Origin of the sequence: Paenibacillus sp. GCM10027630 (assembly GCF_042676305.1) — a bacterium.
GTDB lineage: Bacteria > Bacillota > Bacilli > Paenibacillales > NBRC-103111 > Paenibacillus_S.
The window spans coordinates 314,696-330,747 of sequence record NZ_JBHTGY010000060.1 but is presented as its reverse complement, the minus strand read 5'-3'; the positions used below and the strand labels follow the sequence as shown (position 1 = coordinate 330,747).

Genomic DNA, 16,052 nt, shown 5'->3' with positions numbered 1-16,052 from the left:
AAGGGTGATAATAATTGAAGAAATATGCCTTTAACGAGATTACTTTCATGCAGTTTATTATCATCCAATTTGGTATCCAGGTGAGCTTCGGATTGCTGTCACTGCCCAAGGAGCTAGCAGAAAGGGCGGGTACTGACAGTCTGATCACGATCATCATTGCCTGGGCTCTTTCTATAGTGGCCAGTTTAATGGTTATTAAAATCATGAAGAAGCATCCCGATGGTACTTTATTTGATCTGCTATCCACATACATAGGCAAATGGGCGGGTAAAGCAGCAGCTCTAATTTTTGCCGCCTGGTTCCTTGCTTATGGCTATGTAGGCGGTGTAAGGACGATATTGTATATAAAAAGCTGGCTTCTGCCTCAAACTCCCAATTATATGATCATGCTGCTTCTGCTCATCCCCACATATCTCATTGCGCGTAATGGACTTCGTATTTTGGGGAGATACGTCGAGCTTGTTTTTATTATTTCCTTGTGGATTCCCTTTGCCTACTTGCTACCGCTGAAGGATGCACACCTCCTCAATCTGCTTCCCGTAGTCAAGGATGGATGGCTCCCTATCTTTTCAGCTCTGAGAGTCACATTTCTATCTTTTGGAGGTCTGGAATCAGCCTTTATCATGTATCCTTTTTTGAAAAACAAGCAGATGGCCGGCGCTGCTGTAATCATTTCCAATACTATGGCAATGCTTGTGCTGTTATTCATTACGTTTGTCTGTTTTGTCTTTTTCAGTCCAGATGAAATTTTACAGTACAACGAACCGGTGGTTAATGTATTGAAAACGATCGAATTTAAGTTTATAGAAAGGATCGAAATCTTATTTATCGCCTTTTATTTATTTATATTTTCATTATGCTGGATCTCCTCTACGTATATGGCTGTATTTTGCACTAGCTGGATCGTAGGAAAGTCGGACCACCGCGGCCATCTAAGGGTGCTCTGTATCGGTATTGCCATACTGACTTTTTTCTACCTGCCTACCTTTAACCAAAGCGACCAGTTCGAAAAATATTTGGGTCTCAGTGCAATTGTTATCGACTATGTATTCCCAGCTTGTCTATTGCTTTATTTATGGATGCATCATCAATTTCAGTGGAGGAAGCGCTAATGATCAAGCCGCTGCTGTGTGCTTTACTATTCGTCTTCGTTTCCCTAACAACCTCCGGCTGCGAGGACAGGCTGGATATGGAGGATGCCGTCTTCCCTCTTGGGATTGGTATCGATTTGGACAAAGATAACAATCTGTTACTCTATGATATGCACCCTATTTTCAGTAAAAATGTTAAGAAAAAAAGCCAGGAAGTTGAAGTGAAAACATCTACGCTTCGGGAGGCCAGAGCAAAGGTAGATGCCTATGCACCAGGTTCCTTTCAAGCCAGAAAAGTACAGATCCTGCTGATCAGCAAAAAAATATTGCAGCAGGATGGCTGGTTCCCTATGCTGGATGTTTACTTTCGTGATCCGAAAAACCCATTAACTCCACGAATTATTAGCTATAACGGACCTCTCTCCGATCTGGTATTTTTAAAGCTGGAGGACGAGCCCATTCTCCCCCTGCTGCTGCGTGGAATGGTCGATACGAAGAGCGCCCGGTCGGAAACGGTGAGCACTACCGTACAGGAGCTGCATTGGCAAATGTATGAGCGGGGCATTACTCCCTGTATATCTGAGGTCAAAATGGGGAGCAATAAGGAGATCAAGCTGCACGGTACTACCTTACTTAATCATAAGGGTAAATACGCATTTTCTATTAGCTCCGAAGATAGTGTTCTGCTGGCCATCCTGCAAAAAAATTCCAAAACCGTCAGCATGACGCTTGTTATCCCTTCTGAATCCAAACAAGCTCCGTTTGATACGAACAGAGTAAGCTTTAACGCAAGCAAAGTAAAAACTAAAATAAAACCCTCATACCAGCAGGATAAATTTCATTTCGATATTCAAATCGAGATGCCTGTTGTTTTAACCGAGCTCTTATTCCCATTCGATTTGCGAGCGAACGAAACGCAGCTGGAGGAAATGATGGCTAAACAAGCCCAGAAAAGGTTTGAAGCCCTTGTTAAGCAGATTCAAAAGCATAAGATTGACCCATTGGGGCTCGGCCGCTACGCACGGGCTTATCAATACGATCATTTCAAGAAAGTGAAGGATCATTGGGGTGAGGAGCTGGCCAAAGCGGAGATTCATGTATCGGTCAAAGTAAACATTCAAGCTTCAGGACCGGTGAAATGAACAATAGAGCAGCCGGAAGTGATCCACCTCCGCCTGCTCACACCCTGTACCGTTCAGGGGTAGTTCAGTTCATTCATTTAATCCCGCTAATGGATCTTGCCTGTCGCAAGGCTCTCCGCAAGCGTCTGTAAATCCTGTCCCTTAATGGCCTTTTCCACCAGTTCGGGCAGACGGTCGGGTGAGCAGCCAAAGCTCGGGATGCCGAACTGGGATAGCTTCTGAGCGAGCTGGTTATCGTAAGAAGGAACGCCATTATCGGAGAGTGCAAGCAGACACATCACTTTGACCCCGGACTGCTGTAAAGCCTCCATTCTGCGAATGAGTGCTGATTGATTTCCACCTTCATACAGATCGGAAATTAATATGAAAAGCGTTTTTTTCGGCTCTACTATATACTGCTCGCAGTAGGCAACAGACTTATTAATATCCGTACCACCTCCAAGCTGGATCCCGAACAGCATGTCAACCGGGTCATTGGCGCACTGCTCGCTTAAGTCCACTACTTCCGTATCGAAAACGACCACACGGGTATCCAGGGAAGGCAGGCTGGCAAATATAGAGCCGACAACAGAGGCAAAAATGACCGAATCAGCCATTGAGCCGCTCTGATCAATATCAAGAATCACGGTCCATTCCTTACTCCGTCTCGCTCTATCGTAAAAGTATACCCGTTCCGGAATGAGCTTGCCCAACCCTTTATCGTAATGCTTTAGGTTTTTGCGTATCGTAGTTTTCCAATCCATACCGCTGAGTGATGGCAACGGCGAATGCTGCCTCCGATTCAGCGCACCTGTTACCGCGCGGCGAATATCCTGCTCCAGCCGCTTGACGATGTCATCGACAACTGCTTTCACCAGCTGCCGCGCCGTATCCTTGGTCTTCTCGGGGATTCGTCCCCTCAATGCCATGAGCGTAGCGACCATCCGGATATCGGGCTTGATCTGGGCGAGTGTTTCCGGCTCAAACAGCAGCTGCTTCAGCCCTTTTCGTTCGATGGCATCTGACTGAATGACCGAAACTACATCCGGCGGAAAAAAACTGCGTATATCCACAAGCCACTTGGCTAGCTTGGGTGAGGAGCTTCCTAACCCCGCAGAACGGCGGCGGCCTCCGGTCGCCTCTCCCTCGAATGCTGAGCCCCCGGAGGTTCCGTCATATATGGCCGCAAGCGCTTCGTCCATAATCTTATCTTCATCGTTCAACAGCTCTCCGCCTGAAGAATACTCATTAAGGCTCTGCTGAACCTCATGGCCGAGCACAAGACGCCAGCGTTTCATCTGCTCTCTATCACTCATAGTCTACAAGTCTCCAAAGTCAAAATCATTAAGCTCATCCAGCTTCCCTCTTTCCTCTTCGCTCAACGGCTCTTGAAGCAGTACTCCCGCGTCGGGCCCTGACATCCCCCAGAACTCTCCGAGCAATTCCGCAATCGCCGTCTTCTCTCTCGCTTCAAACGAACCGAAGGCTCTGCGCAGAAACACAAGCGACCTCTTGAACTGATCGCCGTCCAAGGATTGTATGTAAGCATCCAGCTGCTGCCATAAATCCGCTCGTGATAGCAGCGCATACCTGTTCCTCATCGACAGCCCCTCGAACCAGCCGGCTCCCAAGTCCGCAGGTATGCCTGGCGAAAGGCGGCGTGACACCTCACCGGCGCACTGCTCCTGTGTGATTTGATTGCGCTCCAGCAGCAGCGCAAAGGCAAATCCGGACAGCTTCGCGTTCCGGTCATCATGTGCGGCCAACAGCGTAAGCTGTTTAACCCATTGCTCGTCATCTACGATCTCGAAATGCTCTTGAGAAACAGCATGCATTTCATTCATGGCGACGACGAGCTCCTGAGCCGCTTCATCGCTGCATATGGCTGCATCCACAAGCAGTAAGCAGCCCCTCAGGAACAGCTGCTGAACGAGTGGAACCAGCGTTCTTGTATCCGCCCTTCGAACATCGCCATAACGGATGATGAGCGAAAGCTCTCTTGCCGCTGCCGCGATGTGGACGAAATTCGCAGCTTCCGTCGTTATTCGCTGCAGCATTTGCCGGGCTTCCTCCAGCATCTCCGGCAGCTCGCATTCGCAAGCCATATGAATGATATGCGAGGCTTGCTTAAGGTCTCTGCACTGCTCCAGCAGTTCCTTCAGCACAAATGCGCTTGCCCATTCGATCGTTTCGCCCTTGAGCGTCGATTCCACCATCTGGATTTCCGCCTCAGGGCTCCACTGAAGCACCCAATGCTCCGCCCAAGTTGCAGCGTCCTGGCTCAGCCGCTTCTTCTGCGCGAATCCGATTTGCAGCAGCTTCAGACGGTGCAGGAAGGTCGAGCGGTGCAAATCCAGGTAAGCAGCCTCCTCCGACTTGACTCGCCGGTTTTCGCGTAAATCAAGCTCGAGATCCTGGCTGACCAAGGACTTATACTTTTCCAGCTTAAGCTTCTTCAAGTGGCGGTTTAAGTCATCTTGAATCGGAGTTTGACTGACTCCCTCCGGAAGCTCTCCAATTGCGGTCCCGATATCGACCTGAGCAAGAGCTTCGGCAATTGGAGAGAGCTCCCCTAAACCTAAAGTGACAACGGCCGCATCCTTCAAATCCTTCCATGTAGGCTGGCTTCCGTCCTTGAGTGAAGCAAGTGCTTCCGCCAAGCGAACCCCTTCGATTACAGAGGCGGTCGAGCGGTATGTGCCCGAACTCCTTAACTTCTTCACTACCCGAGACAAATATAGCGATGGCAGCCGTTCCATATCACCTTTTTGCAAGCATTGCCACAGCAGCTCAAAATAGGCCGGAGCCGGATTCCCTGCTCCATATCCGGAATGCGTTGATAATTTATAATATGAATAAGGCATAAGCGTTAGTTTGGTTGAGGACCTTGGGAGTGCAGCCACCTCCTTATCCGTCAATCCCGGAAGTGCCAGATGCAGCGCTGAAGCATGATGAGCACCGGTTACTACAACAATTCGATCCTGAGCACCACATGTCTGGAGAGCTTGTAATATGCTTCGTCGCATATAAGCCTCACGAATGGAGTTATACGCCGCCTCCAGCGGGTCTGCCGACCATTCATCCTGCTCCTGAAGCTGCCGCATTTGTTTGGAATACTCCCCTATAGCGCTTCGGTAAGCTTCAGGGGTCGTATTATGCTCGAAATTTCGCTCCCAATAGCTTTCATAATCGAGCTCACCCGCTAGCTCGGCAATCCGTTCATATATCCAGTGCTGCTGACGGTAAAATTCATGGCGCCTGCTTTGTCGGTCGCTATGCTCTTCCTGCATCTTGCCTTCTTGAGGATGATCCGGCTCTGCCCGCGCTTTTTCACGTTCCTTATACATCTGAACCGATACATCCGAGGGCAAATCGATAAACTGTGCCTTCGCCCCGTGCTCCGCTGCCCATAGAAAAGCCTGATACTCCGGAGAATAGGCCGCAAAAGGAAACAGGAGCGTCCTGATAGGCAGTGCATCCGTATAAGCCAATAGAGCTATCGGAGGTACGACTCCTTTCCCTGTAACCTGACCAATAAAGGGAGTCGCATCGGAAGGTCCCTCCACTAAGACCATTCTGGGCCGGATTCGATCCAAATAGGCTCTTAATTGATAAGCTCCGGTCGGGGACAAATGGCGAATGCCAAATATGTGGACCCTATCGTCCCCGCTGCTCAATCGTTCATCTCCCGGCATGCATGATATAGGCTTCGCCATTCCGATCCCCGCTTTTTCATCACGTTTTCCAAATATTCCTTCCAAACGATTTGATCCTTCTCATCGTCCTTCACAATGGCTCCCTGCAAGCCGGCAGCAAGATCCTCATCCTGGATTTTGCCGCTTCCAAAGCTGGCCGCCAAAGCCATGCTGTTCGTAAGCAAGGAAATCGCTTCAGCCGTTGAAATCACACTGCTTGGAGGCTTAATCTTCTCCTTACTGTCCAATGTCATACCGCGGCGCAGCTCCCGGAAAATGGTAACAACCTTACGTATAGCTTCCTCTTCTGGCAACGCCGCCTTCAATTCGTAGCTCGCAGCGATTTCCTGCACCCGTTTACGGACGATGCTTACTTCTGTCTCCAGCTCAGAAGGAGCAGGCAGCACGATGATATTAAACCGCCGCTTTAAGGCGGCTGACATGTCATTGACTCCGCGGTCCCTTGTATTGGCAGTGGCAATAATGGAAAAGCCTTTAGCAGCGGCGACCTCTTTGCCAAGCTCCGGAATCGAGATCGTTTTCTCAGACAAGATTGAGATCAACGCATCCTGCACCTCCGAGGCGCAGCGGGATATTTCTTCAAAGCGGGCAATTCCTCCGCCTTCCATAGCCCGGTATATAGGACTTTTCAAAAGCGCTGCATCGGAAGGGCCGTTAGCCAGCAGCATCGCATAGTTCCATGAGTAACGGATCTGCTCCTCACTCGTTCCTGCTGTTCCTTGAATCACCTTGGAGGAGTCTCCATGGATGGCAGCGGTTAAATTCTCGGACAGCCATGATTTAGCCGTTCCCGGCTCCCCTATCAAGAGCAGCGCGCGATCCGTAAGAAGTGTAGCAATCGCAATTTCTACCAAACGGGAGTTCCCGATGTATTTGGGCGAAATGGTCGTACTGCCTGCCATTCCTCCTGTAATGAACGTCAGGACCGCCCGCGGTGACAGCTGCCAACCGGCAGGCTTCGGGCCTGTATCCATTTCTTTTAATGCCTGCAGCTCACGCTCATACAATCGTTCAGCCGGAAGCCTCATAACAGTTTGCTTTTCATCCATTCGATCCATCCCGCTCCTTTGCTCTCATTCGATTCATCCTGCACGTTAGCTTTGACGCTTTCCACAACCTCAAGCATTTGCTGCTTCACACTCTCATAAGTCAGCTTTTCTGCAAACTTCTCAAGCCTTTCCGTATATTTGGCAGGAAGAAGGCGAATAAGCGACAGCCAGTCGCGGTCCAAGTAATAGATTTGTCGAGCAGCTGCCCCCTCCAGAGATTGCAAGAGCAATTCAGGTGTTTCCTTGTACCTTAATTTATACAGCGCAAATAGAATCGAAGCGGTTCGCGGCTTCAGCATCTGGGGCGCAACCTTCCATTTATCTGCTAAATAAGAAATCACCTTACGATCCTGCTCATCGGCAAGCCGGCAAACAAGCTCCTCTTCGTTAATTTCTACGAATACATGCACCCAGCGGGAATCCCATTGTATATCGGCTGTTTCTTTAGGTGCCCTGCCCCACGCGTGCATCAGCGGTTGCGTCCTATTATACATAACTCGCAGCAGCTCTTTGGCTGCGAACTGCTCCTTATTCCGAAACTGCGGCGAATAATCTTCATACACGGTTGCGGGCGGCAAATCCCTTAAAGCCGCTTCAAAGCTGTAAGCAATCAGACGTTGGTCCGGCAGAGTGTGTAAATTACGCAAGAACGCATACGCTTCCTGCCGTTCGCTATGGAGCAGCAGCTTTGCCGCATGTTCCCGAACAGCATCGGTCTCCTTTCGATTAAAGGCGGGGTTGGATACCAAGCTTATTAAATAGTTTTCAACCATCTCTGTCCTTCTCCCCTCCAGGCAATGTACGGTTGTTGCTAACCGCTCCACTGTTTGTTCATCGAGAGTGCCTTCCGTCACCTTATTGAACAACTCATTTGCATGGACCAGCAGCCGTGCCGTAAGGCGATCGTCCAGGCAATCCTGAATGGGCTCCAGAGCAATGCTGTAATCTTTTCCTGCTAATGCATTCATAAGCGCGTCTATCGCTTTGTCCGATGGATGTTTGGCCAATGCGAACAACGCGGCACGCCGCACTTCTTTCTTTTTATCTCGAGAAAGCTCTACCAGTCTGCCTTCAAATTCAGCATAATTACTCCATATATCGATTGCGGCTAACCGCACATCCGTAGAGCCGGCATCTACCGCCTGCTGAAAAAGCTCCCTGTACTCAATACCGCCGATTCGATGAATCAGAAGCAGCTTGCGAGCATCCGCTTTTCCTCCGTTTAATTGGAACTGTTTCATCAAAATAGGCAGCACCGGAGCACCTATAGAAGGTATAACAGCTTCTGCCAAATAATCGGCTATCTCAGCATAAGTATCCTCCAGGCCAACGACTGCCGGGATATGCGTACGCATATCATGGAACAGCCCTTCCTCCTTGGCTTGGCGGACGATCTCAAGTCTCCCGGGTCCCCGTTGTGTCAACGCATCGATTAACGGCCGTAGCTTCCGGTAATGTACATTGGTTATCCCAAGGGACCCGGACGGTTCAAACCGCTTCAGTTCCCCTGATAGCTCAGAACTCCCCTGCGTATACAAAATAGAATGAAGCAATGTTCCCAGCTCAAGCAGCTTGACTGAAGAGCTTTCGGCATTTGCTTCCAATGTTTGCTGAATGACTTCTGCTAAACGCCGGAAGACCGGTGCGCTCTCTCCAAGCTTCTGCAGCTGAGGCAGCAGCTTGCTTAATCGAAAATCACCTGCAGCCACCCCGCTTCCAGCTATAAATAATCGTCGAACCTCCTGATGCACTTCATATAAAACAGCTATGCTCATGACCTGACTCCTCACTTCACCGACTAATAAATAAAACGTAAGATTTTGCGTTTTGTAACCAAGCTGAGCGGCTGCGCAATTAACCGCCCACTGGATAAATCATGCTCGAACAAAACCAGCATCGCCTGGTTCTCGGCCAGCTCCGGAGTTAACAATGACAGCAGATGTGTCGTGGCATGATCCAAGTAAGCTGTATCATGGAGAGCGATCTGTTTACCCTGCTCATCCAGCAGCACATAGCTTTCATCATCCCCCACTACTATTTCGCTATAACGAAGAAGTGCTACGGGATGCTTATCTGACAACGGATTTTTCAATTGATTTTTCACCAGCTTGATTACCTCGGTAAATGAACTCCTGCTATAAGAGTAAATTCTGTCGAAATCCTCTGCTTGCATAGACCGTATCGGCCCATCCTCCCAGCGTATCCGCGGATTCAGCTCTCCCGGATAGGTGAACAGCTCTCTCGCCCTTACAATGTCAAAAACAGAATCCTCTTCCTTCATATGCTTCGCTGCCTTTATCGGCCTGTAATGGCGTGTAGCGTACAGCTTGCCGCTATCCATATCCAGCCAAAAGCCTTCGTCAACATACTCGCTGCGCGCAGCATCCAGCTTGGAGCGAAAAGTAAGCTGGGCCAGCTCTACATCAGTCTGCACGCGACCACAATCACGCAGTTCCGCCAGCTGCCAAGCATGCCCAATGGCTTCCTCCAACCCTGAATCGGTATCCATGGCAAGCTCAGGGTTCTGCTGACGCGAAGTCAAATATACTCCGCTCTTTTTTAGTAAGGCATGCAAATACGTTAGCTGATCCATCGCTTCCGTGTACCAGCTCTCGCGGTCCTTATTTTCCTTAATTAATAAAATCAGCTCCCGCAGTTTATTCTGGATGCCCGGGATATAGAAATTGCCGAGCTGCTTGGCCTGATCGTCCATCATCTTCAACGCTTTACTATCGATCCCGGCAAGTCCGTTCTGAACCAGCTGCCGGATTAATTTGTCACACAGCTCGACCCCTTCCAGCTGGGCATTTATTTTTTTCACCAATGCCGCTTTATTCGTCTTCCGCTTTGGAACCGCAGCATCATCGCTGCCGGCAGCTTCCTTTTTTTTCTCCTCCCGCCTGTCGGCCTTGTCTCTCTTCTCCGCAATCTCTTGCGGTACCGCTTCAATACTGAAGGTTTGGCCTGCGGCAGAAGCATACAGAAGCCCTAAAATATGCTTGCAAGGAAATTGCCTGCTCGGGCAAGTACAGCGAAACACTGGACTTTCAGGTTTCAAATAATCCACTGAGCAGCGATACGGCTCTTTACCGCTCCCTTGGCAATCTCCGAACAGCAGCGTCTTATCCTCTGTGCGGCATCGTTTCGTAATTTTATTTTTCTTAACCAAGTCACGACCGTTCTTCACGGCAGCTGCGTTCAAGGCTAATGAATCTACATAAGCTTCGTTTATCGTTATCATAGGAGACCTCACATTAGGAATGATAATAAACAACTTCAACATTTACATATATTTTCCTTTTATTTGAGCTCAGAGTGTATGAATAAATTTATATGCAAGGCTCTCCTTGTCTATGAAAAAGCAAATTTCATTTGTCGAACAAAGGTAATATGGAAAGTTTAAACAGGAACTGCCGGATGGTATAAATTTGGATCAATTTTATAAAAATATAAAGACACAGATACTTGCCAATACCGATTCAAAAACCTATCTGATAGAAGAAAAGGAAGAAGTTTTCCAAAGCTACCCCGCCAAGCGATTGGTCTACCACAGAACTGAAGAAGGTTGGAAAAACTTCGTGTATACGATTCTCTTCTTTGAAGCAAACGGAAGCTTTTACCGGATCACCACTGGGGCCAATGAAGAAATTTTAAAGGAGGCTCAAGTGGAACTACAAGGAATCGTGGACAGCTTTCAATTTATTAAAAAGTAATGGTTTCATTAAGAGAAAAGGATAGTCCTTCTCTGCGTGACCGCAGTTTGGACTATCCTTTTAACGCACCAGCCTCTCTAGGCCCCCATGCCAAGTGGATGGGACAAAAAGCAAAAAAGTGGATGGTTACTCCGGAGCCACAGCCTGATATATTATGGTTGTGAAAAAAAGAACAGCATGGGGTGAATGATCATGTCCTTACTAATTTATTACATTCTAATTGCAACTATAATGTTTATAGCTTTAGTTTCAACCATACTCGTCGGCATCTCCAAAACAAATAAAGAAGGCAACCCTAATTATGATTCCAAAACAAAAAGCAATTGGTCCAGGCTCTCCTGGATTTATATTATCGTCATCGTGCTAGGTTATGTAGCCTTTATTGTATACATCACAAGGTCCCCTAGTTGAATAAGGCTCCGCCGACTTGCGGTTACAAATTTACAGCTGAGTATTTTGCAAATCTTCGATATAGCGATCTAAATTCACATTTCTACCGGTCAAGCGGGAATGCTCGGCAGCGAAAGCCATAATATGTCCTCTCGCCGATACTGAAGCCGATGTTTTCCCGCTAAGCTCTTTGTTTTGTACCTGTCTGATAAAATCCCTCATAGTCAAATAATCCGCTCCGCCATGACCGCCTTCAAACCGCTGTGGGCGGATAATTTCTTTGCGACCTGAAAAATAGTTGATCTCAATTTCGTTATTTTCATGATGCCCCCTAATTTCGCCCATGGTTCCCATAAATTTAAAAGTACGCGTATTTTCAGAAGTAAACGCTGACATTGTGAAAGATACTGTTACCTCATTATCAAAATACATATTTACTACTTGATGATCGACCACGTTGTTATCGCAGCGGAAGACACATCTTCCGTAGGGTCCCTCTTGTATAGCTTTCATCCGGGCCTCAAGCGTCGGAATAGGCGATGCTACCATTATAAAGCTGTTCTTCTTCTCGTTATGGTAGTGCTTGATCGCAGAGTATGAACATTCATGCTCTACCGCACAGCCGTCTGTACATCGCTCCGTCGAGCCCGGAGGTGCATTCTCCGGACGGAAGTAGCTCAGCTTGCCATAGGACGACACCTCCAAGCACTTTCCTCCTATAAACCATTGCAGCATATCCATATCATGGCAGCTTTTTTGCAGAATCATCGAGCTGGTCTCATCCGAGTTACGCCAATTTCCCCTCACAAAGCTATGCGCCTGATGCCAGAAACCAACGTTTTCCGTCCACTGCACACTCATGACCCTTCCAATGGCCCCTTTGTCCAGCACTTCCTTCAAGGCGCTATAGTAGGTATCGTAACGCGACACGTGACACACGGATAAGATTTGCTGCTTTCTCTCCGCTTCTTCAGCCAATCGTATCGTTTCCAGCGGCTCTGGAGACATCGGTTTTTCAAGCAAAATATGATAGCCTTGCTCCAAAGCCTTCATGGCTGGCTCATAATGCTGTCGGTCCTGTGTACAGATCAACAGTACTTCGCATAGCTGCGGCTGTTGAAGCATTTCCTCCCATGAGGTAAACTGCATTTCCGGCGGTATTCTATGCTGGCTGGCAAACAACGATCTTCGTTGCGCATCAGGCTCGGCAACCGCAATAAATTGAATTTCATCAGGTCTCTTTAATGCATAGGAGGCATACGCATGCATACCTCTCTGTCCTGCTCCAAGCAAAGCCGCTTTAATCAATTAGAACACCTCTTTTTCAAAAATGTTTCATAAAACAAACAGAAAATGATCGTTTTATTTCATTTTGACATCAAAACACCTAACTTCTTTTATTCAATTTCACTTTTTTCACAAAAATTTGATCAATATGTTTCATTTCTATGATTAATTCCAATCATAAATGCTTCAATTCTAACCGTCAACATATTATTTCATCCCTATACAAAAACAGCTGAGATGCTTGACATGGGGCATTATATTCTTTTAAATGTAAAGAGAGCCACTGTGAAAAATTTCGATCAAGGGATTGAACATATGAAAAACAGACATGAACGAATTCTACAGCTACTTAAAACGAATTCCATGATGAAAATAAATGATCTATGCGAGCAGCTTAATGTTTCTCAAGCTACGATTCGCAGAGATTTGACTGAGCTGAGAGAGCAAGGCGTGGAACGTGTAGGGGGTGCTGCTTTTTATAAACAATCGTCCTCTGGCTCCACTGCCAGCAGTACCTTAACCATTGAATCCGGCAATCAAGTCGGTTGTATCATTGCAGTCTCACATAAACATATGCATTCGTATTTTTTATCCATACTGGAAGGAATTGAGCAGGGCCTCGCCAACCTCGGCTACTCGCTTGCTTTTATGCACAACCTGGACGATATTCAAAACGATGCAATCCTTGACAACATACTTAAGGACAACAAAATTAAAGGAATGATCATTGTTGAGGGAATTAAATCTGAAATTTATGCACGAATAAAAAAACAGTTTCCTACTATCGTTGGAATCGATATTTCTGACGGCACAGTACCCGTTATCGCATATGATCGGATTAACGCAGCCAAATCTGCCGTGCAGCATCTTATTGACCAAGGTCATCAAAGCATCGGTTTTATTGGAGGAGCTGGCCTTACAGGAGACATGGAACGGGAAAAGAGATACCGGGGTTATAAATACGCTCTGCAGGAAGCGGGGCTTGAGCTGAACTCGGAGTGGATCATCCATTCAGGCTGGGATGTAAATACGAGCTACAGCCGTATGCTGGAGCTGCTTGACAGCAGCAGCCGTCGGCCCACGGCCATATTCGCAGCCAGCGATTTGCTGGCGATCTCCGCTATGCGTGCGGTGACAGAGAAAGGACTGCGAATCCCGGAGGATATTGCTTTTATCGGCTTGGACAATATTGAAATTTCCCAATATACAACGCCGCCGCTATCCTCCGTTCACATCCCTAAATACGAGATTGGCATGGCCGCCGCCAAAGCATTGGTTGATTATTTACAAGCGGCCTATACGCTGCCCTTTAAGATGCTTATGCCTTATGAGGTTGTAGTACGGGAATCCTCAATTCATACGAAGGGTTAAACTTATTTTTCTCTGAATTGACCAGGAGTCATATTCTCACGTTTCTTGAAAATTCGGTTAAAGTAGGTCGGCTGATAGCCTACCAATTCGGCAATTTCATTGATGCGAAGATTCGTATTTTTAAGCAGCTCTTTGGATTTACGAATACGGAAATCGGTGACATAATCAATAAAATTGATCCCCGTTACCTCTTTAAAAGCTTTGCTCAACCGAAACGGATCGACATGATGAAGATCCGCACACATCTCTAATGACAGATCGGTCATATATTTGCTATGAATCGTTGCTTTTATGTCCTCGGTCAGTTGCACCAGCTTAACATTTTGAGACTCTACAATATGCTCGATAAACGGCTCCATAACGATCTTCACAAAACTATCGCACATTTTCTGTAGATCACTATGCTGCAGTAATTCCTCATACAAGTTACTTAGACCAAACACCTTTTGCGGGCTGTGTCCTGTTTGATACACCACATGAAGCACGCTGCCAAGCAATTGCAGCAATCCTTGATGAAGCACCGTTTCGATATCGGCACTTTCCTTGAAAGTTGAAACAAACCGCTTAAACAATGCAGTCGATTCTTCCGCATTTCCGATACGCAGCGCCTGCAGCAAATCCTTCTCCAGCTCAAACGGATAAAAAACCTCCTCCTCCCCCTGGATGATCAAATCTTCCAGATAAAGGATTTGCGCCGGCTCATGAACACTTCGAAAGCGCAGCGTTTGCTCGGTCTGCTCATAGCATGCATGCATACCACGCAGCTCATCTGTAGGCTGACCGACGACCACCGTCACATCTGTCTTTAACAGGCGCTCCAGTGTTTGGATCATCTCTCCTGCAAGCTTCAAAGCGGTTTGCTTCTCTTCTTCTGCTGACATCCCATCTGGGAGCATGAGAATATAACCCACCGTCATATCTTGAAAATTGAACACAGATACGTTTAAGCCAGATGCCACTATCATCTCTTGAATGATGTTGTATGCAGCGAAAGTAACTAATTGCTCATCATCCTCGTTAAATTTACCCATCAGCTTCGAAATGCCGGAAATTTGGATCAATACAAATTGTACGCGGGCGTTGCCCAGATCCAAATTGTAATTTTTTAGCCTCTTGCGAATTTCCGCCTCGCTCAAATGATAATAGTGACCATAAATAAGCTGATACATGAAACCTTCTCTAAGCGAGGGCAGCTGTGTATCAAGGCGAACCTGCATGATTCGGCTCTCCGTCGTCAACTTCGCCCAGCGAGATTCAATAAATTCGATCTCGTCTTGATGAACCGACGGCTCCGACTCCGATTCCTCCGATACAAATAAAGACATCATCCGCGATATAGGAGAGTATAGCTTCCTTGAAGCGACCCACGCAAGGATGACAAGCATGATGAAAGTAACGGCTGAAATACCAACAATAACTCGGGTAATGACAGCTGCAGGCTCTGTTAATTTGGAAATGGGTGTAGCCAGAAGAAAATTCCACTTCATACGGGGAATGATTCCATCAGAAATGAGATATTGATCCCCATTCCACGAGAAACCATAAGTTCCCGTACCATTGTGTCTCATCAGTTCTGATGCAAGTATCGCTGCATCCTCCCGTTTCTCAAAAGTACCGGCGGATAGAAGCTCATGATTTTCATTAAGCAGCAGAGTATAGCCTTCCCGATATGGATTAATTTGACCGATAAATGATGAGAACTTTACCGGATCCACTTCCACAATTATGGCGCCAAAAGGATGTGAGGATTCAGACGGAATTTTATGAATTAATGCCATGCTTTTATTCAACGTATTGCTTGATACATTCAATCCATAAGCCCAATACATGTCACCTGGTCGTTGAAAAGCTTCCCTGTAACGGTCGCGTTTTTCCATATTGTATATTCGGGAAACACCGTTCACATTCGAAATCAGCAAATCTTGAGTCGAAATGTACACTTCAATGTTCTTAATGAAGGAGATCGAATTCTCCATGGCGCCTAACGCATTCATAATGGAGCGGATCGTTGTTAACTCCTGATAATAATCCACATGCTCCAAATATTCACCGAAAATCTGGTTAATAGCCCAGTTGCGCACTGTAAACTCAAATTGAGTCAGCTGTTGATTAACACGCTGCGTCATTTGTTGAATCAACGTTTGATGCGTCTGATTGATCTGCTCCTTCAGCTCTTTCGTAGCCATTACATGGATACTGACTGAAAGCAGCATGGACGGCAAAATGATTACCGCCAGCATTAGCAGCAGACTCCTCCGGAACCACGCCTTCCTCTTATCCATGATGCCGCTTGTTCTCGCGAATAGTCCCATAT

At 47.1% G+C, this 16,052-nt stretch carries 12 protein-coding genes; 5 read left to right on the top strand and 7 right to left on the bottom strand.

Annotation, left to right across the window (positions count from 1 at the left end):
• The first annotated feature begins 14 nt into the window (after window positions 1-14).
• On the top strand, window positions 15-1,112 hold the full coding sequence (locus tag ACFQ0C_RS31440; protein ID WP_379372764.1) for a GerAB/ArcD/ProY family transporter: 1,098 nt from the start codon (window positions 15-17) through the stop codon (window positions 1,110-1,112).
• Window positions 1,112-2,233 carry a Ger(x)C family spore germination protein gene (locus tag ACFQ0C_RS31435; protein WP_379372762.1) on the top strand — a complete coding sequence of 374 codons (1,122 nt, stop codon included), beginning with the start codon at window positions 1,112-1,114 and terminating at the stop codon, window positions 2,231-2,233. The genes ACFQ0C_RS31440 and ACFQ0C_RS31435 overlap by 1 nt, the downstream gene beginning before the upstream one ends.
• A gap of 86 nt (window positions 2,234-2,319) precedes the next feature.
• On the opposite strand, the gene ACFQ0C_RS31430 is transcribed toward ACFQ0C_RS31435, so the two are convergent.
• From ACFQ0C_RS31430 to ACFQ0C_RS31410, 5 genes are read right to left on the bottom strand one after another with little or no spacing between them, the layout of a single operon-like run.
• The gene (locus ACFQ0C_RS31430; RefSeq protein ID WP_379372760.1) at window positions 2,320-3,528 is read right to left on the bottom strand and encodes a VWA domain-containing protein; all 1,209 of its coding nucleotides are present in this window, start codon (window positions 3,526-3,528) and stop codon (window positions 2,320-2,322) included.
• 3 nt (window positions 3,529-3,531) lie between these two features.
• Window positions 3,532-5,928 (bottom strand): DUF5682 family protein, encoded by a 2,397-nt coding sequence (locus ACFQ0C_RS31425; RefSeq protein ID WP_379372758.1) that lies wholly within the window; start codon window positions 5,926-5,928, stop codon window positions 3,532-3,534.
• Window positions 5,886-6,977: an AAA family ATPase gene (locus ACFQ0C_RS31420; RefSeq protein ID WP_258211620.1), complete on the bottom strand. Its 1,092-nt coding sequence runs from the start codon at window positions 6,975-6,977 to the stop codon at window positions 5,886-5,888. Before ACFQ0C_RS31420 ends, ACFQ0C_RS31425 begins: the two co-directional genes overlap by 43 nt.
• Window positions 6,953-8,752, bottom strand: coding sequence for a HEAT repeat domain-containing protein (locus tag ACFQ0C_RS31415; RefSeq protein ID WP_379372755.1), 1,800 nt, complete (start codon window positions 8,750-8,752; stop codon window positions 6,953-6,955). The genes ACFQ0C_RS31420 and ACFQ0C_RS31415 overlap by 25 nt, the downstream gene beginning before the upstream one ends.
• Before the next feature lie 23 nt (window positions 8,753-8,775).
• Window positions 8,776-10,218 (bottom strand): SWIM zinc finger family protein, encoded by a 1,443-nt coding sequence (locus tag ACFQ0C_RS31410; RefSeq protein ID WP_379372753.1) that lies wholly within the window; start codon window positions 10,216-10,218, stop codon window positions 8,776-8,778.
• 187 nt (window positions 10,219-10,405) lie between these two features.
• Here ACFQ0C_RS31410 and ACFQ0C_RS31405 point away from each other — a divergent pair, with 187 nt between their 5' ends.
• Together ACFQ0C_RS31405 and ACFQ0C_RS31400 are read left to right on the top strand one after the other, a co-directional pair.
• Window positions 10,406-10,690, top strand: coding sequence for a PsbP-related protein (locus ACFQ0C_RS31405; RefSeq protein WP_379372751.1), 285 nt, complete (start codon window positions 10,406-10,408; stop codon window positions 10,688-10,690).
• 192 nt (window positions 10,691-10,882) lie between these two features.
• Window positions 10,883-11,101 (top strand): hypothetical protein, encoded by a 219-nt coding sequence (locus ACFQ0C_RS31400; protein ID WP_258211624.1) that lies wholly within the window; start codon window positions 10,883-10,885, stop codon window positions 11,099-11,101.
• Between the two features lie 30 nt (window positions 11,102-11,131).
• On the opposite strand, the gene ACFQ0C_RS31395 is transcribed toward ACFQ0C_RS31400, so the two are convergent.
• Entirely contained in the window at window positions 11,132-12,388 is a 1,257-nt protein-coding gene (locus tag ACFQ0C_RS31395) for a Gfo/Idh/MocA family protein (RefSeq protein ID WP_379372748.1), read from the bottom strand.
• Window positions 12,389-12,682: 294 nt separating this feature from the next.
• Here ACFQ0C_RS31395 and ACFQ0C_RS31390 point away from each other — a divergent pair, with 294 nt between their 5' ends.
• Window positions 12,683-13,738 (top strand): substrate-binding domain-containing protein, encoded by a 1,056-nt coding sequence (locus tag ACFQ0C_RS31390; RefSeq protein ID WP_379372746.1) that lies wholly within the window; start codon window positions 12,683-12,685, stop codon window positions 13,736-13,738.
• A 2-nt stretch (window positions 13,739-13,740) separates the two neighbouring features.
• Here the strand turns inward: ACFQ0C_RS31390 and ACFQ0C_RS31385 are convergent, their stop codons facing one another.
• A complete protein-coding gene (locus ACFQ0C_RS31385; protein WP_379372744.1) occupies window positions 13,741-16,050 on the bottom strand; it encodes a helix-turn-helix domain-containing protein in 2,310 nt (769 codons plus the stop codon).
• Window positions 16,051-16,052 lie beyond the last annotated feature (2 nt).